The sequence below is a fragment of the Aliiroseovarius crassostreae genome (genome assembly GCF_049803815.1).
GTDB lineage: Bacteria > Pseudomonadota > Alphaproteobacteria > Rhodobacterales > Rhodobacteraceae > Aliiroseovarius > Aliiroseovarius crassostreae_A.
In genome coordinates this window covers 537,229-560,115 of record NZ_JBNAGI010000001.1, presented here as the reverse complement: position 1 = coordinate 560,115, position 22,887 = coordinate 537,229, and the positions used below count along the sequence as shown (strand labels likewise).

The following is a 22,887-nucleotide window of genomic DNA, read 5'->3' as shown; positions in this document are numbered from 1 at the left end:
CATGAATGTCCTGGTCTATCTGATCCCGATTTCCCTACTGTTGGGGGGGGCGGGGTTGGCGGCGTTTTTCTGGACGCTGAAAAGCGAACAATATGACGATCCGGATGGCAACAGCCAACGCATCCTGTCAGATCGCTGGGATGACGAGCCGCCGGAAGAGTGAGTTGTGACGCGCGAAGGCCGGGTGAACACTGCACTCAGATCAGGTTCTGATCGCGCGCAATCATGGCCGCGTGGGTGCGGTTCTTCGCCCCCAGCTTGCGCACCACAGCGCGCATATGCATTTTCACCGTGACTTCCTGAATGGAAAACGCGTGGGCGATTTCCTTGTTTTGCAGCCCATCACACAGTCCTCGCAGAACCTGCAGTTCACGTTCCGACAGCTGCGAGAAGGTCGGGTTTGTTTCGCTATGCATCACCTCAGACAGCACGGTCACGTAGAGCCCACGTTCTGCGAGGCGCAGGGCCATTGACATATCTTCGGCTGAAACGTCATGGGCGATAAGGCTGTTTGCCCCTGCGCGATAGGCGCGCTGTGCAAATTCCAGGGAAGCGCCTCTGAGGACCAGGGCAAGGGGAACGCGGTTCAGGTTGCTGGCAATCTGACCCACCCCCTTTAAGCCACCCAAGCCGGGCAGCTCGTAATCCAAGACAGCCAATGAAATGGGTTGATCAGTCGGTTCCGCAGAGCGCGTAAGCTCGTTGATTTCTGCAAAGTTTTTCGCGGGAACATAAATGGCATCCGACCGGTCAGAGACTGCGGCGGCTATGCGTTTGGAAAGCTCAGATTTTTCAGCCGCAACAAGAATTTTCAATTTGGGGTCCATGCCTAACGCAATTGATCTAAATACTACTGAAAAATTGTGTCACATGGACCTGCTTTGGCATACCTATCAATAAGGATAGGTTTTCATTGGGTTTTTCATTCGGCATCGCAATTTGCAAACAAACAGAGGTTGTGCCGTAAGCAACGGTGCTATTTTGCAAAGAACGCGCTGCTGAGCCGGTGAATGCGTCGGCTCAATCTGTAGGAGAATCAGTGGGAATTCTCTGCTTTGTTGATCCAGTCCAAAACCTGCGGTCCAATCTGTTCCACAATCAACGAAATGCCCCGGGCCGTGGGGTGCAAACCATCGGGTTGCATCAGATCCTGCATCGCCGCCTTGGCCTCTGCTTGTTCCTCAAGGGCGGCGAAGAAGTTCGGAATGAACAGCGCCTGATGCTGCTGGGCCAGGTCGGGGAAAATGGCGTCATAGGCCGCTTTGTCATCCGGCCCGAAATTCAAAGATCCGGGCACGCGTATCAAGATCACGGGCAGATCGCGCCCCTCAAGCTCGGCCATGATGGCGGCCAGATTGCGGCGGGTTTCCGAAGGCGGAAGTCCGCGCAGCATATCGTTGCCGCCCAGATTGACCATGACCATATCCACCTCATCTGACAGGGACCAGCCAAGCCGGGCATATCCGCCGGCCGTGGTGTCGCCAGAGACCCCCCCGTTTACCAGATTGATATCTTTACCGTTTTTCCGAAGCCAGGCTTCCAGCTGGGGAACAAACCCCCGTCCTTGGTCCAACCCGTAGCCGGCAGTCAGGCTATCCCCCAGCGCCAGCATTGTGATGGGCTCCGCCATGACCCCTGAAAGCGGCATGATCGCCATCAGGGCTGTGGCCACCAAATGTCTGAATTTGGCGAAACCCGCCCTCTTGCGTTGCGCCATACCCACCCCATATGCCTTTAAACTCATTGCTTTTCTCCCGACAGGTGCTTGATGACCGATACCGTTCTTACCCTTGCCGACGCCCATCTGACGTTGGGCCATAATGCCGGTCGCACCGAAATCCTCAAGGGGATTGATCTGTCCGTCGACCGAGGCGAGACTTTGGGGCTGACGGGGCCTTCGGGGTCGGGCAAGAGCTCGCTCCTCATGTTGATGGGCGGGTTGGAACGGGCCACCGGGGGCACCGTCACCGCGCTGGGGCAGGATCTGGGGGCGATGGGCGAAGATCAGCTGGCCCGGTTTCGCAGAGATCATATGGGGGTGGTGTTCCAATCTTTCCACCTTATTCCGACAATGACCGCCTTGGAAAATGTCGCGACACCGCTGGAATTGGCCGGGGCGAAAGATGCCTTTGAGCGCGCGCAAGAGGAATTGGTCGCTGTCGGACTTGGCCACCGGATGCACCATTACCCCAGTCAGATGTCAGGCGGGGAACAGCAACGCGTGGCGCTTGCTCGCGCCGCGGCCCCTCGGCCCGAAATCCTGCTGGCGGATGAACCCACCGGGAACCTTGATGGTGCCACGGGCGAGGCAATCATGGACCTGCTGTTTGGGCTGCGGGACCGTCATGGATCGACCCTGATCATGGTGACCCACGCCCCGGAACTGGCTGCGCGGTGTGACCGTGTGGCGCATATCACCGACGGGGTGCTGGCATGATCGCGACGTTGCAGCTGGCTGCGCGCCTTGCTCGTCGTGACCTGCGCGGTGGGCTGCGGGGGTTTCGCATCTTTCTGGCCTGTCTGGCGCTGGGTGTTGCCGCCATTGCCGCCATCGGATCGGTCCGCGAAAGCCTGCAGGAAGGGCTGGCAGATCAGGGTGCGGTGCTGTTAGGGGGGGATGCCTCAGTCTCCTTCACCTATCGTTTCGCCGAAGAAGATGAGCTGGCTGTTCTCTCTGAGCAAGCGGACGCTGTGTCCGTCATTGCCGACTTCCGCTCGATGGCTGTTTTGGGCGAGGAACGCGGCCTGACCCAGGTGAAGGCGGTTGACGATCACTATCCGCTCTACGGCCAGGTGGTGCTGGATCCGCCAATGGATCTCTCTCGGGCATTTGCAGGTCAAAATGACCTCCCCGGAGCGGTGATGGATGACCTGCTGATGGATCGATTGGGTCTTCGGGCAGGGGATGTGTTCAAACTGGGCGGGGTTGACCTGATCCTTATGGCGGAACTTGTCACGGAACCGGACAATGCCAGCGGCGGCTTTGGACTTGGCCCACGAACCCTGGTGGCGCGTGATGCGCTCACGGGCAGTGGGCTGTTGTCACAAGGCACGTTGTTCGACAGCGAGTATCGCATTCGATTGCCGGAGGGGCAGGATCTGAGCCTTGAAAAGCGCAGGGTGATGGGGGCGCTCGAAGCCAAAGGCGCGCGTTGGCAGGATGCCCGCGAAGGGGCGCCGGGCATCAGTCGCTTTATCGAACGACTGTCCTCGTTCCTTGTATTGGTCGGACTGGCGGGTTTGGCCGTGGGCGGGGTTGGCATTTCTGCGGCTGTGCGCGCCTATCTGGATGGCAAGACCGAAACGATTGCGATTTTTCGCGCGGTTGGGGCCACAAGGCGTGTGATCTTTCTTGTCTATTTTATGCAAATCGCCGTGCTGACCCTGTTGGGGCTGCTGCTTGGCCTGGCGCTGGGGGCCGCGATCCCGATCTTGCTGGCCCCGGTGATCGCCGGGGCGTTGCCGGTTGACGCCGCGATTTCGGTCTATCCCGGACCTCTGGCCGAAGCCGCGCTTTACGGCGGCCTTGCGGCCCTGCTGTTCACCTTGTGGCCGCTGGCACAGACAGAAGAGGTTGGCCCCGCAGCCCTGTTCCGCGATGCTGCATTAGGGCAGGGGCGACTGCCCCGCCCGATCTTCATTGTGTTGACCCTTGCGGTGCTTGCGTTGTTGGTGATCACGGCAACAGTGTTGTCGGGCATGGTGAATTTGGCGCTTTGGACCTTTGTCGGACTGGCCGGGGCGTTTGCAGCACTTGTCCTGACCGGATTTGCGATCCGGCATCTGGCCCGCTGGTTGGGGCATCGTGTGTGGTTCCGGGGCAAACCCGTGTCGCGCATGGCGTTGACGGCTGTGGGCGGCCCGGGCGGAGAAGCCGGGGCGGTTGTGCTGTCTTTGGGGCTTGGCCTGGCTGTCCTCGCGGCGGTTGGTCAGATCGACAACAACCTGCGCGGCGCGATCTCTCGTGAACTGCCCGCCGTGGCACCCAGCTTTTTTGTGGTGGATATCCAGCCCGATCAGATCGATGGGGTGCGGGCGCGGCTGAAGGGCGACCCCGGTGTATCGCGGCTGGACACCGCTCCGATGCTGCGCGGAGTGATCACCCGGATCAATGATCGAGCCGCCAAAGAGGTTGCAGGCAATCATTGGGTGGTGCAAGGCGACCGGGGCCTGACCTATTCTGCGCAACCGACCCGCACCCATGTGGTGGCCGGGGAATGGTGGCCAGAGGATTACCAAGGCGCGCCGCAGATATCCTTTGCCGCCGAAGAAGCCGATGAGATGGGGCTTGGGCTGGGGGACAGCGTTACCGTGAATATTTTGGGACGGGATATCACCGGCGAGATCACCAGCCTGCGCGAGGTGGATTTTAGTCAGGCGGGCATGGGGTTTGTGATGACCCTGAACCCGTCCGCCGTGGCCGGTGCCCCGCATACCTGGCTTGCCACCATCTATGCCGATCAGGCGGCGGAGGCGGCGATTTTGCGCGACATAGGAAAGGCATATCCAAATATCACGCTGATCTCTGTCCGGGACGCGATCACCCGCGTGACCGGGTTGATGGGGCAAGTTGCTGCGGCAGTAACCTATGGGGCGATGGCGACGTTGGTCACTGGATTTGTTGTCTTGATGGGGGCGGCTGCTGCGGGCGAACGCGCGCGGACCTATGAGGCGGCCGTTCTGAAAACGCTGGGGGCCACGCGGGCCGAGATCCTGACCAGCTTTGCCCTGCGTTCAGCGGTTCTTGGCGCGGCGGCGGGCGTGGTGGCCGTGCTGGCCGGGGGCATCGCGGGCTGGGCGGTGACCCATTACATCATGGAAGCGGATTTTGTGTTTGAGCCCTGGTCGGCGATTGCCATTGTCACCGGCGGGGTGGTGGCCACCATTCTGGCCGGGCTTTTCTATGCGTGGCGGCCTTTGTCAGTGCGGCCTGCGCGGGTTTTGCGGGCGCGGGACTAAACTGATTTGGGGGAACTCTCCCGTGCCGTTTTTCCCTAACGGTCAACCGGCTTGGGGGGGGGCTCATCCTGCGGATGAGCCTGTGCCTCCGGCGGGGATATTTGGGGACCAAAGATGGGGGCATCACATTGTGTGTGAGGCGCGGAGGTCTTTGCGGATGACGAGTTTGAGGCCGGACCAGACCTCATCCACCGCGCAGACCTTCACGTCCACCAAGGTGGTTTTCAGGGCCGCGTTGCGGATCACATCTTCGCTCATGTCGGTAGGGACTTTGGATGCTTTCTTGGGCCAGGAGATCCAGATCATACCGTCGCGATCGAGGTTTGCGAGGAGCAGGGGCAGGGCGGTTTCAAACGTGGCGCGGTCATCTGTGAACATATGGATCACGTCATAGGGACCGGAGAGGTGATCCGGCGTGGTGTCGTCCACGAGCTTGAACGCACGGCTGGTGGTCAGGGGATCATGGGCAGTGGGGCGATTGATCCATGCCACGCGTTGCCCGTCCTTGAGGCCAAGTTTCTTTGCGAGGGGTGTGCGCGAATATCCTGTCATCCGGTCAGGATATGCCCGGCCAGCCCCAACACAAAGCCAAGAATAGCGCCAAGGGGCGGGGACCAGATGTGTTTGATCGGAACCTGCGGGGCGATGTCCTGAAAGATCAGGTAGAGGATGCCGCCTGCGGAAAAGAGCATCAGCCCGCCGAGGATGGTCGGGCTGTCGGCGAAAAAGCTGAGCCCGGCAAGGGCGGCGATGGGGCCAAGCGGGATCAGTGCGATGAAGAGGGCAAGCCGTTTTGCGCGCGAGACAGATCCATCCGCCAGTTCGCGATCGGCATTGAACCCTTCGGGCAGGTTCTGCGCGCCGATCATTGCTGCCAGCAGCAGGGCCATTTTCGGATCTGCCGTCAGGATCGCGCCCAAGGCGATGGTTTCGGGAATGAAGTCCATCAGCATTGCCAGAAGCTGCGCTTTCGAGCCACCGTTTCGCGACAGGATCACATCGACCGACAAAGCGATCACGGCGCCCATCAGGAAGGGCAGCAACGCGACAAGCCCGTGAAGGCGCTCGGTCCCTTCCGGGATCAAGACAAGCGCCACGGCGGACAGCAAAGCGCCCGCGCCGAAGGCCATGATCCAGTGATTGGCCTGATGGCGGATCGGGCCGGGCAACAGTCGGTCAAAGCGGGCCAGCCAGGCGCCCAAAGGAATGGCCGCCCCGGCAAGGGCGGCCAACAGGATTGCAGAGGTCAGGTCACCCATTTCGGTAGGCCCGATTACAGGTGGCGTTCCACCATCATCTTCTTGATCGACGCAATTGCCTTGGCCGGGTTCAGGCCTTTCGGGCAGGTTTTGGCGCAGTTCATGATGGTGTGGCAGCGATACAGCTTGAACGGATCTTCCAGATTGTCCAGACGCTCGCCCGTGGCCTCGTCGCGACTGTCGATCAGCCAGCGATAGGCATGAAGCAGCGCGGCCGGGCCGAGGTAGCGATCGCCGTTCCACCAGTAGCTCGGGCAAGAGGTCGAGCAGCTGGCGCACATCACGCATTCATAAAGACCATCAAGCTTCTTGCGGTCTTCAATCGACTGCTTCCACTCTTTCGCGGGGCGGTTGGTCTTGGTTTCCAGCCACGGCATGATCGACGCGTGCTGCGCGTAGAAGTGGGTCAGATCCGGGATCAGGTCTTTCACCACCGGCATATGCGGCAGCGGATAGATCTTCACGTCGCCCTTGATCTCGTCCATGCCATAAATACAGGCCAGCGTGTTGATCCCGTCGATGTTCATCGCACAGGACCCACAGATCCCTTCGCGACAAGAGCGGCGGAAGGTGAGCGTCGGATCAATCTCGTTCTTGATCTTGATCAGCGCGTCCAGAACCATCGGGCCGCATTCGTCCATATTGACGAAATAGCTGTCCACCCGCGGGTTTTCGCCATCATCCGGGTTCCAGCGATAGATCTGGAACTTGCGGACATTGGTGGCGCCTTCGGGCTTGGGCCAGGTCTTGCCGACGCGAACGGTCGAGTTTTTGGGGAGTTTGAATTGTACCATTATCGGTCCTTCCCTAGTGGGTGCCTGTCGCCGCGAAGGGCGAGCTAGGTGTGGAAGTTTTTTCCATGATCGTGATGCCCGCGCCAGATAAGCGATCCAGATTTTCCAGCATATGTTCGGGCTGCAGGTTGTGTTGTTGCAGCCAGTTCAGTGCTTCGGCGGCAACGGTGTTTTCATAAGCGGCCTGGTCCCAGACGCTGCGCAGGGGCACACCCAGATCTTCGAACAGATCCAGAAGCACCGGGACATTGTAGAGTGCGGCGGTGCAGTCCACTTTCTTGTGGCCGTCTTTGCGATAGAATGCCAGTTCGCTATCTGCGGTATCGTGATATTCCAGCTTCGCAACCCTTGGGGCCAGGACACGCTGGGCCATCCACCTGTTTTTCCGGCGACGCAGCACGTGAATGTCCTGATCCAAACGCCCAAGAAGCTGGCGGCCATGCAGCGCTGAGCCTTCGGCGAAGATCAGCGTCTTTGACCCGGCATAGGTCTGCATCTGCTGTTTCGGGGTCACGCGCGCGGGATCCAGAACATGCACGCCCAGATCAACAAGGCACTTGATCAGATAGTCTTCGCCAAGATGTCCGCCACCGCCTTTCGCCAACTGCCCCTCGCGAGAGACATAGGTGATCTGATGGGGATCAGGCTTCAGCCCCTGCTGTGACGTGATCGTTTCCAGCAGGTCGAGATACCCATCAACAGGTGTTTCCGCAGGCAGGGTTTCCCCCTGGGCACAGGCGTGAAGGGTCTCGACACGGATCGGCTGGGTCACGATATCAACCGCATCCTGCTCCACGCCAAACCACGCCAAAAGATCCCAAACATAATTGGGAATATCGGAGACAGCGAGGCCCGGTTCGATGGTGAAGAAAAAGCGTTTCTCGGGCCAGGCCGATTTTGCAATCGGCAAGCGCGAAAGGTGCTCGGCAACAAGGTGACCAAACTGACGGTCCAGAAACCCACCCCATACCCCTTCTTCACGGCGCAACTGAACCGTGTCGGGGGCCGTTGGGCAGGTGTCCACGGGCGCGCCTTTGCGGCACTGACGTTCAAAGTGGCGGTTCTCGAAGTCCGGCCAGATCGGCCCACCACAATGGATCCGTTGATGGAACCGTTGTGTGGGCACGATCGTCACGTCCTGAAATGTCGAAAGCACATTTTGTGCCTTCAACGTCTCAAGCTGATCTGTGGCCAAACGCTGCGACATGTTTAGAACGTCCGCGCCTTCGGTGCGATCTTCTTCAACGCGATGCCGCCTTCGTCTTCGTTGGTCAGCGGGTCGGTGATCACCGGGCGGTAGGACAGGTCCACCTTGGTGCCGGTTTCATCGATGCGCGAGACGGTGTGAACACGCCAGTTTTCATCGTCGCGGGTCGGGAAATCCTCATGCGCGTGGGCGCCGCGGCTTTCCTGACGGGCCTCTGCCGACACGATGGTCGAGATGGCCGAGGGCATCAGGTTGGTCAGTTCCAGCGTTTCCATCAGGTCCGAGTTCCAGACCAGCGAGGTATCGGTAACCTTCAGGTCACCCATCTTGCCGGCGATCTCGGTCATGGCGACCACGCCTTCCTTCATCGTCTTGGCGGTGCGGAAGACAGCAGCGTCACGCTGCATGGTCTTCTGCATTTCCAGACGCAGGTCGGCGGTCGGGATCGCGCCCTGCGCATAGCGCAGACCGTCAAACCGTTCAAAGATCTTGTCAACGGCACCGGTGTTCAGCTCGGGATGCGCGGCATCCTTGTCGACGACTTTGCCAGCCCGGATCGCTGCCGCGCGGCCAAACACCACGAGGTCAATCAGCGAGTTCGACCCCAGGCGGTTTGCACCATGCACCGAGGCACAGCCCGCTTCGCCCGCTGCCATCAGACCCGGCACAACAGCGGTCGGGTTGTCTGCGGTCGGGTTCAGCACTTCGCCCCAATAGTTGGTGGGAATGCCACCCATATTGTAGTGCACGGTGGGCAGAACCGGGATCGGTTCCTTGTTCACGTCCACGCCTGCAAAAATCTTGGCGCTTTCCGAAATGCCCGGCAGGCGTTCGGCCAGCGCGTCGGCGGGCAGGTGGTCAAGGTGCAGGAAGATGTGATCGCCATCTTTACCCACGCCGCGCCCTTCGCGGATTTCCATGGTCATGGACCGCGATACGTAATCGCGCGGGGCGAGGTCTTTATACTGGGGCGCATACCGCTCCATGAACCGTTCGCCTTCGCTGTTCACAAGGTAGCCGCCTTCGCCGCGGGCCCCTTCGGTGATCAGACAGCCAGAGCCGTAGATGCCGGTCGGGTGGAACTGCACGAACTCAAGGTCTTGCATCGGCAGGCCCGCGCGCATCACCATCCCGCCACCGTCGCCGGTGCAGGTATGGGCCGAGGTGGCCGAGAAATAGGCGCGGCCATACCCGCCGGTCGCCAGCACAACCATCTTCGCCTTAAAGACGTGGAAGGTGCCATCGTCGAGCTTCCAGCACACCACACCCTGACACTGACCATCGTCAGACATCAGAAGGTCAATGGCGAAATACTCGATGTAAAACTCGGCGTTGTTCTTGACCGATTGGCCGTAAAGCGTGTGCAGGATCGCGTGACCGGTGCGGTCAGCGGCGGCACAGGTGCGCTGTACGGGGGGGCCTTCACCAAACTCGGTGGTGTGGCCGCCAAAGGGGCGCTGATAGATCTTGCCTTCTTCGGTGCGCGAGAACGGCACACCGTAATGTTCCAGCTCGTAAACCGCCTTGGGCGCTTCGCGGGCCAGGTATTCCATTGCGTCGGTGTCGCCCAGCCAGTCAGAGCCTTTCACCGTGTCATACATGTGCCACTGCCAGTTGTCCGGGCCCATGTTGGACAGGGACGCGGCGATGCCGCCCTGTGCGGCCACGGTGTGCGAGCGGGTCGGGAACACCTTGGTCACACAGGCCGTGCGCAGACCCTGTTCGGCCATGCCAAGGGTTGCGCGCAGACCGGCGCCACCGGCACCGACCACGACCACGTCATATTCGTGGGTTTCGTATTCGTAAGCTGCCATTGGGGTGCTCCGGTCTTAGAATGCAATGCGGCCAAGGCCATAAAGGGCCGTGGCGATGATGGTGTAGGAAATGGCGGTGCAGCCGGCGACCAGCACCTTCTTGGTCACGCCGCGCGAATAGTCCTCGATCACAACCTGGATGCCGTGGCGGAAGTGCACCATGGCGGTGACGATGGTCATCGCGGCGATAATGGCGGGGAAGGGGCGCTGGTAATAGGCGATCGCCTCGTCATAGCTCATCCCCAGCGCGTGGCCGAAGGTCAGCGCAAAAAGCGGCATCAACAGCAAAAGGCCAAGCGCGGAAATCGCCTGCCCCCAGAAATGATCGGTGCCGGAGCCGGAAGATCCTTTGCCAATGGCACGTTTGCGGTCTGTCAGAAACTGCATGTCAGGCTCCTTACACAATCACGGCGACAAGGATCGCCAGAACAACCGACCCGATGATCACGGCAATGCCCATCTTTTCGGCGGTCTCGACCTCAAGCCCGATGCCGATGTCCCAGATCAGGTGGCGCAGGCCCGAAAGCGCGTGATAGCACAGCGCCCAAAGCGCCAGGAACATGACCAGATCGCCGATGAACGAGGTCATCAATCCGTTGACGAAGTCATAGTACCCGGCCCCCATTGCGGCGGCAAAGAACCACCAGGCCACGAGCACCGCCCCGCCCAGAAGAGCCACGCCGGTGATGCGGGCAAAAATGGAGGAGATGGAGGTCAGCTGCGGACGGTAAATCTGCAAGTGTGGGGAAAGAGGGCGGTTGCCTCTGTTCACATCGGCCATGGCGGCCTCCTCTTGTCTGTTTCGACTTAGGTTCCGAACATGCCCTGCAAAAATGGATGCCAACAGGGATTGCCAAAACGCTTTAGCGACAGGAATAGCCCCTTTTGCGGCACAGAGTCACCCATTGACAGGGGATAAAAATGCGTAATTTGCGCTAACAGATGCGAAAAAACACCTCTGTGATCACAATTTTGAAAAATGTGATCACAGAATGCGGGGGTTTAAATCCGAGGGAATAACTCTGGTTTGTATGCGGATGTACACCGAAATCCCTGCCGTAAATCCCGGCGACGCGACAGGGGGGCAGGTCTTACATCGGCATCAAGGCCCAGTAGTCGAGATCCAGCATCACCTCGGGCAGGTATTTGCCGTCCTCGCCTTTCAGGGCAAAGTCCTCCGCACCATGTTTCACCGCGACCAGACGCAGGCGGATGGCACCCACGCCGGGAACGCCGGTTTCGGCCTTGTCCAGAACCTCGGACCAAGCCCGGATCGTATCACCCGAAAAACAGGGGTTGGCGTGGGCCCCGCCATTCAGGCCGACAATCATCTGCGCGTTGGCCAGCCCGTTGAACGATAGCGCGCGGGCCATCGAAATCACATGTCCGCCATAGATCAGGCGCTGACCGTCCGGGCGGAAGGTGGCGTCGAAATGCACTTTGGCGGTGTTTTGCCACAGGCGGGTGGCCATCATGTGCTCGGCCTCTTCGACGGTCACGCCATCGACATGGTCGATCTTTTCGCCAATCTCATAATCGCCCCAGCGATGCGGCTCGCCCGCAAGGGTGAAATTGTAATCCTCAAATGTCAGCCCCTCGGGGATCACCAGATCCTCAACCTCGAGCGTCGATTTCAGCTCGGGGATCACGGTTTCGGGCGCGGGCGCATCCAGATCGCCTTTGCGCACCATCACCCAACGCACATATTCCAGCACTGCTTCGCCGGTCTGGTTGAACCCCACCGTGTGGACCCAGACCACGCCGGATTTCCCGTTGGAGTTCTGCTTGAGACCAATCACTTTCGAGGCCGAGCGCAGCGTGTCGCCCGGATACACCGGTTTCAGCCAACGCCCCTCGGCATAGCCCAGGTTCGCCACCGCGTTCAGCGAAATATCCGGCACGGTTTTGCCAAACACCACGTGAAACGCGATCAGATCATCCAGCGGCGACCCTTCCAGCCCGCAGGCCCCGGCAAACTCGTCGGACGAATAGAGCGCGTGGCGGGCCGGGTAGAGCGCGTGATACAGCGCGCGCTCGCCTTCGGCCACGGTGCGCGGCACGGCGTGCTCGATCACGTCCCCCAGTTTGTAGTCTTCAAAGAAGCGGCCCGGATTGGTTTTGGCCATGGTTTATCTCCTGATAATGAGTTCAGGCCCCGAAGGGCATCGGGCCAACCAGCCCATGAATATATCCGATCACGGCAAGCAGGATCACCGACGCCACAAGGAACATCGCGTCCTTGGCGATGCTGCCCTTGGCGGGCGGGGTCCAGTTGGGCTCTGCCGTGTTGATCACTTTCATCTCGGCCACCGCCCAGACGGTCAGCCCGCCAAACAGCACGTAAGAGGCCGGGTCGGGGTTCACCATCATATGCGCGACGGCCCAAACGATCATGCCGGTCAGCATCGGGTGACGCATTTTATACAGGATCGCGCCTTTCGATGGGCCGGGGCTCATCAGATAGATCGCGATCAGGATGGCAAGGTTGTTGATGTGATTGAAGAAGCTTGGATAGGCGAAGAGGTCATAACTCTCCGACATCTTGTATCCGATCACCATCAGGACCACGCCGGCCAGCACGACCAGCGCGGACACGCCTTTGGCCTTATCGCCCATCGCGGCATGGCGGTCGGGCAGGGCGCGTTTCCAGAAATGGCCGATATACCACAGGGCGAGGCCGAGGATGAGGATGGTCATGGTGGGTCTCCGAACGGGTTGGGCCTTAGCCCTCAAGCGCGTTGATCGCCTCGGCTTTGGCCAGGATGCCTTTTGCCGTCACAACATGCAGGTTTTCGACGATTTTACCATCCACAACCGCCACGCCTTGCCCCGACGTCTCGGCCTCTTCAAAGGCGGCGATCTGGCGGCGGGCGAGGTCAATCTCGCCCTCGGACGGGGCAAAGGCGGTGTTGGCAATCGCCAGCTGTGCGGGGTGGATCAGCGTCTTGCCGTCCATGCCCATATCGCGACCCTGATCACATTCCGCTTTCAGGCCTTCGTCATCCTTGAACGCGTTGTAAACGCCATCGACAATCACAACCCCATGGGCCTTGGCGGCGATCAGGCACAGGTGCAGCCCGCCCATCATCGGCAGGCGATCGGCCCGGAACCGGGTGTTGAGTTCCTTGGCCAGATCATTGGTGCCCATGACAAACCCCTTCAGGCGCGGGTGGGCGGCAATCTCGGCTGCATTCAGCATCCCCAGCGGCGTTTCCATCATTGCCCAAAGGTCCACATCGGGAATGAGCGCGGCCAGTTCGTCAAGCTGCGCGGCGCTGCCCACTTTCGGCATCAGGATCGCGTCGATATCGGCCCCGATCATCGCGGCCACATCCTCTTTGCCCCATTCGGTGTCGAACCCGTTGATCCGTACGATCTTGGCGCGGTTGCCATAACCGCCCTTGTCCAGCTCCGCACGCAGAGTGGCGCGGGCGTCGACCTTGGCATCCGGGGCCACCGCGTCTTCCAGATCAAAGATGATCGCGTCACAGGCCAGGCCACGGGCCTTTTCCAAGGCGCGCTCTTTCGAGCCGGGAATGTAGAGGACGGAACGATAAGGGCGCGAGGCTTGGGTGGTCGACATGATTCTGGTTCTCCGCAATATTCTTGCGCACAGCATCGCGATTGCGCAGCATTTCGCAAGGGGGGATTTGCTGCAATGCAGAATTTTTCCGCTGCGTCGCCCGAAGCGGAAAGGATCATTCCGCCAGCGCCCCACCCCGGTACGGGCCGTTAACCAGTTCTTCGGGCTTGCAGCGCAGGCTTGTCTTATCCGTCGAGCGACGGGAGGGCCCGCGGATGGCCGCCGAAAGCACATTCCGATTGTGCGCAAAACGGGAAGCAGCTCGACACCTGATCGGACCGGGGAAGACGCGCCGCCGTGATACGGATGGCCCGGCGCATGGCCCCCAGTAAGAAAGGGAAGACCCATGAAACAGCAAATCCTTGCATTTGCCCTGATCACCGGCGGTGTCCTTGTGTCCATGCAGCACGCCATGGCCCAGACCCGTCAAAACTGTGCCCCGCGCCCCGCCGTGGTGGAACGCCTGACCGACACCTATGGTGAAACGCGCCAATCCATTGGGTTGGCCACCAACAATATGGTGGTCGAAGTATTCGCATCTAACGAAAGTGGCACCTGGACCATTACCGTGACCAATCCGCAAGGGGTGACCTGCCTTGTGGCCGCAGGGCGCAGCTTTGAAACGCTGGACGAAGAACCGACCCCGGCCATGTTGGGCGAACCGACCTGAGGTACTGACGGGATGGCCTTTGGATCAGGTCAACCCGTCCCAGATCAGTTTGGCGCCTGTGACCAGCAGGAAGGCATAGGTCAGGCGGAAAAACAGCTGCTCCGGCACCATATGATGCAGCCTGACCCCCATCCAAATGCCAATCACCGCAAAGGGCGCCAGATACAGATCGGCCTTTGCGGTTTGCCATGTGAAAATGCCCAGAAAGGCATAGGGAATGAATTTCATCCCGTTCACGGCCCAAAAGACAATCACGGTGGTGGCTTGAAAGGTCAGCTTGTCGAGCCGCCGAGACAGTAGATATACAGCCGCCGGTGGGCCACCCGCATGGCTGATGAAACTGGTCAGCCCGGCCATCATTCCCCAAAACAGCCCCGGTTTCTGTCCCATAGGGGCCGCAGCCGGGTGCAGCCAGCCTCGTGTTCGGGTGATCTGAAAGCCGACAAACCCGACAGCGATCAATCCGATCATCACGCGAAATACGTCCGGGTTGGCAATCCTGTACAAAACACCGCCCAGCAGCACGCCGGGTATTGCCCCCAGGATGAGCGCCTTGGCCGACAACCCATCCCACTTGCCCCAATAGGGCCGCAGGGCGGTCACATCCATCAGCATCAAAAGCGGTAGCATCAGTCCAATCGCTGCGCCCGGTTCCAGAATCAGCGCCAGCAGCGGGGTGGCCGCAAACGCCGCGCCGGAGCCAAATCCACCTTTCGAAATCCCCGCAAACAGCACCGCCGGGATGGCAAAGGCAAAGAATGTGAAATCCAGAATTTCCGGCATGAGATGTCTGCAAACCGCATGTTTTTTGTCACTTTAGCGCTATCGCCTCGCGTTGAAACACGCAAGCGGCAAGATATGCCGCGATGCAGCGCACTTGCGCGAATGCGACAGAGCGACTACGGATAGCGTCAAAATTCAATGGATGGAGATCATTCTCATGGCACGACCCAAAATCGCCCTTATCGGTTCGGGTATGATTGGTGGCACCCTGGCGCACCTCGCAGCACTGAAAGAAATGGGCGACGTTGTCCTTTTTGACATCGCCGACGGCATCCCGCAGGGCAAGGCCCTGGACATCGCTGAAAGCGGTCCGGTGGAAGGCTTTGACGCCGCCATGTCGGGCACCACAAGCTATGAAGACATTGCAGGCGCAGACGTTTGCATCGTGACCGCCGGTGTGCCGCGCAAGCCGGGCATGTCGCGCGATGACCTGCTGGGCATCAACCTGAAAGTCATGAAATCGGTCGGCGAAGGCATTGCCCAACACGCGCCGAACGCCTTTGTGATCTGTATCACCAACCCGCTGGACGCCATGGTTTGGGCCCTGCGCGAGTTTTCGGGCCTGCCGCACGAGAAAGTTGTCGGCATGGCTGGCGTTCTGGACTCGGCCCGCTTCCGTCACTTCCTGTCGGTGGAATTCGACGTGTCGATGCGCGACGTGACCGCCTTTGTTCTGGGGGGCCACGGCGACACCATGGTGCCGCTGACCCGTTATTCGACCGTTGGCGGCATCCCGCTGCCGGATCTGGTGAAAATGGGCTGGACCAGCCAGGAAAAACTGGACGCGATCGTGCAGCGCACCCGTGACGGTGGCGCCGAGATCGTTGGCCTGCTGAAAACCGGCTCGGCCTACTATGCCCCGGCCGCTTCGGCGATTGAAATGGCGCAGGCTTACCTCAATGACCAGAAACGCCTGCTGCCTTGCGCGGCGTATGTTGACGGCGCTTACGGCCTGGACGGGTTCTATGTCGGCGTGCCGACCGTGATCGGGGCCAATGGCATCGAAAAAGTGGTCGACATCGAGCTGAACAAAGACGAACAAGCTATGTTCGACAAGTCGGTTGACGCCGTGAAGGGCCTGGTCGCCGCCTGTAAAGAGATCGATCCGTCGCTGGCCTGATCCCTCGACATACAAAATTCAAGGGGGTCGGCACGATGTGTCGGCCCTTTTTCGTCCATGCACGGGTGTTAGGCCTACTGGATTGGGCCCCCCCCTCTTTACGATACGAGCTGCAGCTTGTGAGGCTAATTGGCAGCTTTCTCGTCGGACTCTTTGACCGCAGCGTCACCTGCACCTTCGCGCATCGCGGCAACTTCTGCATCAAACGCTTCGGGCGACAGGTCGATTTTTTCGGGAAGATTCAGCGCTGAAATTGCATCTTCAGGCGTAAATGGGGTGTCGTCCAACAGGCCCAGGGCCTTTAGATGATGCCGCTTTTCTGCATTCAGAACTTTCAGCCGGTCATGAAGATGCCGCGCCGCTCTTTCCGGTGAGCGGGCCCGCAAAATGGCCGCGACCTGGTTGTATCGTTCGGGCATGTTTCTTTTCAACCATCGGTAATTGCTTTTATGCTGCGCCAATCTTAACAGTTTTGAAGTCCAGTGGCGGCGGGTCATTCCGTCGAAATGCAACAGCGTCCCGGTTGGCAGATAGAACTCATGCTCCCATGGGCTAGTGTCCGCGCTCGACGGCCAGCCGGAATGAATGCCAGGCGTGACATTGCTGCGCGTGCGGTACATCGATTTGCCCTGCACATGCCCGGTAAAACCGCGTACCGTGAATTCCTGGTCATGAGACACAAGCCAGCTATGCGGGATCTCGGCATGTGGTGGCGCAGTGCGAAAAACTCCGTCAAAGATTGATTGTTGTTTGCCCGGGGTCAGGCTGCGTTCCAAGTTTTTAAAGCGCACCTGTCGGATTTCGGGGGATACTTGCGCCAGAGACTGATCCAGGGGAAACCGCGTGGTCAGAAACTCGTCTGTATCTACGTGCAGCAACCAATCGCATTCTGTGGTGTTATAAGCCCGAAAAGCGTTTTTCAACTGACGTTTCGTGACCACGTTGGGGCGTCGGCCAAATTTGAAGGTTGACCAATAATCGTCATCGCATGTGATGAAACGCACCTTGGGCAAATGCGCAAGAAGGGCCTGGCTGCGCGGCTGTGGCTTATCCAGATATATCTGAATCTCTGATGCGCCAAGCGCGAGATAATGGGCCACGAATGCCACAACCAGTGGCGTGGGTTCGTGGCATGTACAAACGACAGCCCAGCTGTTGTGTTTCATGCGAATGACCTGCTCAACGTGATGGCCAGCCTCTTGTTGGGCCGTGCCTGCGTTGACTGTGTGAACAGTTGCGGTAAATTGCAAGCCATTGGCGCAATCGCGTTCTGGTGGTTGGCATTCCTGCCACGATTGTTTGGGCGACAGGCCTTTTTTCCACCGGACAAACCCCCATTGCTTTTGACGTTGCGAAGGGAAGGCAAAACCGCAGGGGTGATCCGCGACATATTGCGAGTGGAACGCGTCAGATTCGGTATTTCCCCATTTTTGTGATCACACGTTTTGGTGCTGTGATCACAAAAACGCTAAAAGGGTCGAAAAAACCAATTTTTAAACGGAAAACCGTTTCTTTACATGTTCGGTTGTGCATTCTGACCGAGAACACACTCGACCAACTGGATAGGATGATTTCATGAACATTCATGAATACCAGGCGAAGGCCCTTCTGAAATCCTACGGTGCCCCCGTTTCCGAGGGCCGCGCCGTAACGAGAGCAGAAGACGCCAAGACCGCCGCAGGTGAACTCGATGGCCCCCTTTGGGTGGTGAAAGCGCAAATCCACGCAGGTGGCCGCGGCAAAGGGTCCTTCAAGGAAGCGGACGCTGGCGAAAAGGGCGGTGTGCGCCTGACCAAGTCGGTGGAAGAAGCTGCTGAAGAAGCCAAGAAGATGCTGGGCCGCACGCTTGTGACCCACCAGACCGGCCCGGCAGGGAAGCAGGTCAACCGTATTTACATCGAAGCCGGGTCCGGCATCGAGCGTGAACTTTACCTCGCTCTGCTGGTCGACCGTCAAACCTCGCGCATTTCGTTCGTCTGCTCGACCGAAGGCGGCATGGACATTGAGGAAGTGGCCGAGGCCACCCCCGAAAAGATCCTGTCTTTCTCGGTCGATCCGGCCACCGGGTATCAGGGCTTCCACGGCCGCCGCATCGCCTTTGCGCTGGGCCTCGAAGGCGCACAGGTCAAGCAATGCGTGAAGCTGATGGGTCAGCTCTACAAGGCTTTCGTTGAGAAAGACATGGAGATGCTGGAGATCAACCCGCTGATCGTGACCGATGGCGGCGACCTGAAAGTGCTCGACGCCAAGGTCGGCTTTGACGGCAACGCCATCTATCGCCACCAGGATATCGCCGCCCTGCGCGACGAAACCGAAGAAGACCCGAAAGAGCTGGAAGCGTCGAAATACGACCTGAACTACATCGCTCTGGACGGTGAGATTGGCTGCATGGTGAACGGCGCGGGTCTGGCGATGGCCACCATGGACATCATCAAGCTGTATGGCGCAGAGCCTGCCAACTTCCTTGACGTTGGCGGTGGTGCCACCAAAGAGAAAGTGACCGAAGCCTTCAAGATCATCACCTCGGACCCCAACGTGAAGGGCATCCTTGTGAACATCTTCGGCGGCATCATGCGCTGTGACGTGATCGCCGAGGGCGTGGTTGCGGCCGTGAAAGAAGTGGGCCTGCAGGTGCCGCTGGTTGTGCGTCTGGAAGGCACCAATGTGGAAGCCGGTAAAGACATCATCAATAACTCCGACGTTGATGTGATCGCAGCCGACAACCTGTCGGACGGTGCAGAGAAAATCGTGAAAGCGGTGAAGGGTTAAGACAATGGCAGTTCTTATTGACGAAAACACCAAGGTCATCTGTCAGGGCTTCACCGGCTCGCAGGGCACCTTCCACTCGGAACAGGCGATTGCCTATGGCACCAAAATGGTCGGCGGCGTGACGCCGGGCAAAGGTGGCATGGAGCATCTGAACCTGCCCGTTTTCAACTCGGTCCACGAGGCGAAAGCCAAGACCGAAGCCAACGCATCGGTGATCTACGTGCCGCCGCCCTTCGCCGCGGATTCAATCCTCGAAGCGATTGACGCGGAGATGGAGCTGATTGTCTGCATCACCGAAGGCATTCCGGTGCTGGACATGATGGGCGTGCAGCGCGCGCTGGAAGGGTCCAAGTCGCGCCTCATTGGCCCGAACTGCCCCGGCGTGATCACCCCGGATGCGTGTAAAATCGGCATCATGCCCGGCCACATCCACAAGCGTGGCTCGGTTGGTGTTGTGTCCCGTTCCGGCACCCTGACCTATGAAGCTGTGAAGCAAACCTCGGACATTGGCCTGGGTCAGTCGACTGCTGTTGGTATCGGTGGCGACCCGATCAAAGGCACCGAGCACATTGACGTCCTCGACATGTTCCTCGACGACGATGAGACCCAATCGATCATCATGATCGGTGAAATCGGTGGCTCGGCAGAAGAAGAAGCTGCTGAATTCCTGGCCGAGCAGAAGAAAAAAGGCCGCTGGAAGCCGGTTGCCGGTTTCATCGCAGGCCGCACCGCCCCTCCGGGCCGTCGCATGGGCCATGCCGGTGCGATTGTGGCCGGCGGCAAAGGTGGCGCCGAGGACAAGATCGAAGCCATGCGCTCTGCTGGCATCGTGGTCGCCGACAGCCCCGCCACGCTGGGCGAGGCGGTTCTGGAAGCCATTGGCAAGTAATCATTTAAAACGCAGGCGCCCGGTATGGTCCGGGCGCCTGCATTCCAATTTCAGTTGAGACCGACACCCATGACGGATCAAAGCCCCAACGATATCTTCCACGCGTCCAGCTTTATGCAAGGCCATAACGCCGAGTATCTGGAACAGCTTTACGCACAATATGCCAAGGACCCATCGGCGGTCGACGCAGCCTGGGCTGCGTTTTTTGCCGAAATGGGGGACGATGGCAGTGACGCCATTGCCGAGGCAGAAGGGCCCAGTTGGGCGCGGACCGATTGGCCGCCCACACCCACTGGCGATTTGGTGCATTCTTTGGACGGTATGTGGCCCGATGAGGACACCGCCAAGGAAGGTAAGGCCGCGGGCAAGAAGATTGCCGAAAAGGCCGCGGCGAAGGGTGTTGAAGTTTCTGATCAGGCGATCAAACAGGCGGTGCTCGATAGTATTCGCGCGCTGATGATCATCCGCGCCTACCGGATCCGGGGCCATCTGGCTGCCGACCTCGACCCGCTTGGCATGCGCGAGGCGACGAACCACCCGGAACTGAACCCGGCATCCTACGGGTTCACCGAGGCCGACATGGACCGCCCGATCTTTATCGACAACGTGCTGGGGCTGGAAATCGCCTCGATGCGCCAGATCGTCGAGATCGTGAAGCGCACCTATTGCGGCACCTTCGCGCTGCAATACATGCACATTTCGGATCCCGAACAAAGCGCATGGCTGAAGGAGCGGATCGAGGGGCTGGGCAAGGAGATCCAGTTCACCCGTGAAGGGCGACGCGCGATCCTGAACAAGCTGGTCGAGGCCGAGGGGTTCGAAAAATTCCTGCATGTGAAATACATGGGCACCAAGCGGTTTGGTCTGGATGGGGGCGAGGCGCTGATCCCCGCCATGGAACAGATCATCAAACGTGGCGGTGCGCTGGGCGTGAAAGACATCATCATCGGCATGCCGCACCGCGGCCGCCTGTCGGTGCTCGCCAATGTGATGCAGAAACCCTACAAGGCGATCTTCAACGAATTTCAGGGCGGCAGCTTTAAACCCGAAGAGGTGGATGGTTCGGGTGACGTGAAATACCACCTTGGCGCCAGTTCGGATCGTGAGTTCGACGGCAACAATGTGCACCTCAGCCTGACCGCCAACCCCTCGCACCTCGAGGCGGTGAACCCGGTGGTTCTGGGCAAGGCACGCGCCAAGCAAGAGCAGTTGGGGGATGTGAACCGTGAACAGGTTCTGCCGATCCTGCTGCACGGCGACGCGGCCTTTGCCGGTCAGGGTGTTGTGGCAGAATGTTTTGGCCTGTCAGGCCTTGTTGGCCACAAGACTGGCGGTACGATGCACATCGTGGTGAACAACCAGATCGGCTTTACCACTGCGCCGCATTTCTCGCGCTCAAGCCCCTATCCGACCGATATTGCCCTGATGGTGGAGGCCCCGATCTTCCACGTAAACGGCGATGATCCGGAGGCCGTGGTGCATGCCGCCCGCGTTGCCACCGAATTCCGCCAGAAGTTCCACAAGGACGTGGTTCTGGACATCTTCTGCTACCGCCGCTTTGGTCACAACGAGGGCGACGAGCCCATGTTCACCAACCCGGTCATGTACAAGAAGATCAAGAAACAGCCGACCACGTTGCAGATCTATACCGACCGTCTGGTGAATGAAGGGCTGATCCCGTCCGGCGAAATCGAGGACATGAAGGCGTCGTTCCAGGCGCGCATGAACGAAGAGTTCGAAGCGGGCAAGGAGTTCAAGCCGAACAAGGCGGATTGGCTGGATGGCCGTTGGTCACATCTCGATAAAAAAGCCGAGGAATATCAGCGCGGTCAGACGGCGATCAAACCGGAAACCTTCGCCGAGGTTGGCAAGGCTTTGTCGACGGCGCCGGAAGGTTACCCGCTGCACAAGACGGTTGGGCGTCTGCTTGATACCAAAGCGAAAATGTTCGAAACCGGCAAGGGCTTTGACTGGGCCACGGCCGAGGCGCTGGCCTTTGGCTCGCTTCTGACCGAAGGTTTCCCGGTGCGACTGGCCGGTCAGGACTGTACCCGCGGCACGTTTTCGCAGCGTCATTCGGGCCTGATCAATCAGGACAATGAAGAACGTTACTATCCGCTGAACAACATTCGCGAAGGTCAGGCGCATTACGAAGTGATCGACTCGATGCTGTCGGAATACGCGGTGTTGGGTTTTGAGTATGGCTACTCGCTGGCGGAACCCAATGCGCTGGTCATGTGGGAAGCGCAGTTTGGTGATTTTGCCAACGGCGCGCAGATCATGTTCGACCAGTTCATCTCGTCGGGCGAATCGAAATGGCTGCGCATGTCAGGCCTGACCGTCCTTCTGCCGCATGGCTTCGAAGGGCAGGGGCCGGAACACAGTTCGGCCCGTCTGGAACGGTTCCTGCAGATGTGTGGCGGGGACAACTGGATTGTCGCCAACTGCTCGACCCCTGCGAACTATTTCCACATCCTGCGTCGCCAGATGCACCGTGGATATCGTAAGCCACTGATCCTGATGACGCCGAAATCGCTTTTGCGTCACAAGATGTGTGTCTCGACCGCCGAAGATTTCACCGATGGATCCAGTTTCCACCGTGTCCTTTGGGATGACGCGCAGAAGGGCAATTCCGACACGAAACTGGTGGCGGATGACAAGATCAAGCGCGTGGTGATGTGTTCGGGCAAGGTCTATTACGACCTGCTGGAAGAGCGCGATGCGCGCGGGATCACCGACATCTACCTGATGCGGCTGGAGCAGTTCTATCCCTTCCCGGCCATGTCGATGGTCCGTGAAATGGAGCGGTTCAAGAACGCCGACATCGTCTGGTGTCAGGAAGAGCCGAAGAACCAGGGCGCCTGGTCCTTTGTCGAACCCAACATCGAATGGGTGCAGACGCGCATTGGCGCCAAGCACACCCGCCCGATCTATGCCGGTCGTCCGGCCTCGGCCTCGCCCGCAACCGGGCTGGCCTCGCAACATAAAGCACAACAGGAAGCGCTGGTGAACGACGCGCTGAACTTGGAAGGGAAATAAC

Annotated in this window: 22 protein-coding genes; 8 read left to right on the top strand and 14 right to left on the bottom strand. The window is 59.4% G+C overall.

Annotation, left to right across the window (positions count from 1 at the left end):
- Position 1: 1 nt before the first annotated feature.
- The gene (gene ccoS, locus ACP15V_RS02760; RefSeq protein WP_424942148.1) at positions 2-163 is read left to right on the top strand and encodes a cbb3-type cytochrome oxidase assembly protein CcoS; all 162 of its coding nucleotides are present in this window, start codon (positions 2-4) and stop codon (positions 161-163) included.
- A 34-nt stretch (positions 164-197) separates the two neighbouring features.
- Here ccoS and ACP15V_RS02755 read toward each other — a convergent pair whose 3' ends face one another.
- On the bottom strand, positions 198-815 hold the full coding sequence (locus ACP15V_RS02755; RefSeq protein ID WP_424942147.1) for a DNA-binding response regulator: 618 nt from the start codon (positions 813-815) through the stop codon (positions 198-200).
- Between the two features lie 221 nt (positions 816-1,036).
- On the bottom strand, positions 1,037-1,744 hold the full coding sequence (locus tag ACP15V_RS02750) for an arylesterase (protein WP_424942146.1): 708 nt from the start codon (positions 1,742-1,744) through the stop codon (positions 1,037-1,039).
- 24 nt (positions 1,745-1,768) lie between these two features.
- On the opposite strand from ACP15V_RS02750, the gene ACP15V_RS02745 reads away from it, so the two are divergent.
- Positions 1,769-2,437, top strand: a complete 669-nt coding sequence (locus ACP15V_RS02745; RefSeq protein ID WP_424942145.1) for an ABC transporter ATP-binding protein — start codon at positions 1,769-1,771, stop codon at positions 2,435-2,437.
- A complete protein-coding gene (locus ACP15V_RS02740) occupies positions 2,434-4,959 on the top strand; it encodes an ABC transporter permease (protein WP_424942144.1) in 2,526 nt (841 codons plus the stop codon). The genes ACP15V_RS02745 and ACP15V_RS02740 overlap by 4 nt, the downstream gene beginning before the upstream one ends.
- 123 nt (positions 4,960-5,082) lie before the next feature.
- Here ACP15V_RS02740 and ACP15V_RS02735 read toward each other — a convergent pair whose 3' ends face one another.
- From ACP15V_RS02735 to ACP15V_RS02690, 10 genes are all read right to left on the bottom strand, one after another.
- On the bottom strand, positions 5,083-5,451 hold the full coding sequence (locus ACP15V_RS02735; protein WP_424942143.1) for a hypothetical protein: 369 nt from the start codon (positions 5,449-5,451) through the stop codon (positions 5,083-5,085).
- Between the two features lie 56 nt (positions 5,452-5,507).
- Positions 5,508-6,218 carry a ZIP family metal transporter gene (locus ACP15V_RS02730; protein ID WP_424942142.1) on the bottom strand — a complete coding sequence of 237 codons (711 nt, stop codon included), beginning with the start codon at positions 6,216-6,218 and terminating at the stop codon, positions 5,508-5,510.
- Between the two features lie 14 nt (positions 6,219-6,232).
- Positions 6,233-7,012: a succinate dehydrogenase iron-sulfur subunit gene (locus ACP15V_RS02725; protein WP_055188506.1), complete on the bottom strand. Its 780-nt coding sequence runs from the start codon at positions 7,010-7,012 to the stop codon at positions 6,233-6,235.
- A 13-nt stretch (positions 7,013-7,025) separates the two neighbouring features.
- Positions 7,026-8,219, bottom strand: coding sequence for a glycosyltransferase 61 family protein (locus ACP15V_RS02720; RefSeq protein WP_424942141.1), 1,194 nt, complete (start codon positions 8,217-8,219; stop codon positions 7,026-7,028).
- Positions 8,220-8,221: 2 nt separating this feature from the next.
- Positions 8,222-10,033 (bottom strand): succinate dehydrogenase flavoprotein subunit, encoded by a 1,812-nt coding sequence (gene sdhA, locus ACP15V_RS02715; protein ID WP_424942140.1) that lies wholly within the window; start codon positions 10,031-10,033, stop codon positions 8,222-8,224.
- 15 nt (positions 10,034-10,048) lie between these two features.
- Positions 10,049-10,420, bottom strand: a complete 372-nt coding sequence (sdhD, locus tag ACP15V_RS02710; protein WP_424942139.1) for a succinate dehydrogenase, hydrophobic membrane anchor protein — start codon at positions 10,418-10,420, stop codon at positions 10,049-10,051.
- Between the two features lie 10 nt (positions 10,421-10,430).
- On the bottom strand, positions 10,431-10,814 hold the full coding sequence (gene sdhC, locus ACP15V_RS02705) for a succinate dehydrogenase, cytochrome b556 subunit (RefSeq protein ID WP_424942138.1): 384 nt from the start codon (positions 10,812-10,814) through the stop codon (positions 10,431-10,433).
- Between the two features lie 310 nt (positions 10,815-11,124).
- Positions 11,125-12,159 carry a MaoC family dehydratase gene (locus ACP15V_RS02700; protein ID WP_424942137.1) on the bottom strand — a complete coding sequence of 345 codons (1,035 nt, stop codon included), beginning with the start codon at positions 12,157-12,159 and terminating at the stop codon, positions 11,125-11,127.
- 22 nt (positions 12,160-12,181) lie between these two features.
- The gene (locus ACP15V_RS02695; RefSeq protein ID WP_424942136.1) at positions 12,182-12,730 is read right to left on the bottom strand and encodes an NnrU family protein; all 549 of its coding nucleotides are present in this window, start codon (positions 12,728-12,730) and stop codon (positions 12,182-12,184) included.
- 25 nt (positions 12,731-12,755) lie between these two features.
- Complete coding sequence (locus ACP15V_RS02690) at positions 12,756-13,616, bottom strand: HpcH/HpaI aldolase/citrate lyase family protein (protein WP_424942135.1); 861 nt, start codon at positions 13,614-13,616, stop codon at positions 12,756-12,758.
- A 346-nt stretch (positions 13,617-13,962) separates the two neighbouring features.
- Here ACP15V_RS02690 and ACP15V_RS02685 point away from each other — a divergent pair, with 346 nt between their 5' ends.
- The gene (locus tag ACP15V_RS02685; RefSeq protein WP_424942134.1) at positions 13,963-14,286 is read left to right on the top strand and encodes a hypothetical protein; all 324 of its coding nucleotides are present in this window, start codon (positions 13,963-13,965) and stop codon (positions 14,284-14,286) included.
- A gap of 24 nt (positions 14,287-14,310) precedes the next feature.
- Here ACP15V_RS02685 and ACP15V_RS02680 read toward each other — a convergent pair whose 3' ends face one another.
- Positions 14,311-15,069 (bottom strand): sulfite exporter TauE/SafE family protein, encoded by a 759-nt coding sequence (locus ACP15V_RS02680; RefSeq protein WP_424942133.1) that lies wholly within the window; start codon positions 15,067-15,069, stop codon positions 14,311-14,313.
- Between the two features lie 157 nt (positions 15,070-15,226).
- On the opposite strand from ACP15V_RS02680, the gene mdh reads away from it, so the two are divergent.
- Positions 15,227-16,189, top strand: a complete 963-nt coding sequence (gene mdh / locus ACP15V_RS02675) for a malate dehydrogenase (RefSeq protein ID WP_424942132.1) — start codon at positions 15,227-15,229, stop codon at positions 16,187-16,189.
- Between the two features lie 125 nt (positions 16,190-16,314).
- Here the strand turns inward: mdh and ACP15V_RS02670 are convergent, their stop codons facing one another.
- Positions 16,315-17,355, bottom strand: coding sequence for a glycosyltransferase family 2 protein (locus tag ACP15V_RS02670; RefSeq protein WP_424942131.1), 1,041 nt, complete (start codon positions 17,353-17,355; stop codon positions 16,315-16,317).
- Between the two features lie 409 nt (positions 17,356-17,764).
- On the opposite strand from ACP15V_RS02670, the gene sucC reads away from it, so the two are divergent.
- The 3 genes from sucC (at position 17,765) to ACP15V_RS02655 (ending at position 22,886) form a co-directional block, all read left to right on the top strand.
- Entirely contained in the window at positions 17,765-18,958 is a 1,194-nt protein-coding gene (gene sucC, locus ACP15V_RS02665; RefSeq protein WP_424942130.1) for an ADP-forming succinate--CoA ligase subunit beta, read from the top strand.
- A gap of 4 nt (positions 18,959-18,962) precedes the next feature.
- Positions 18,963-19,847: a succinate--CoA ligase subunit alpha gene (gene sucD / locus ACP15V_RS02660; protein ID WP_173485322.1), complete on the top strand. Its 885-nt coding sequence runs from the start codon at positions 18,963-18,965 to the stop codon at positions 19,845-19,847.
- Between the two features lie 69 nt (positions 19,848-19,916).
- Positions 19,917-22,886 (top strand): 2-oxoglutarate dehydrogenase E1 component, encoded by a 2,970-nt coding sequence (locus tag ACP15V_RS02655; protein ID WP_424942129.1) that lies wholly within the window; start codon positions 19,917-19,919, stop codon positions 22,884-22,886.
- Position 22,887 lies beyond the last annotated feature (1 nt).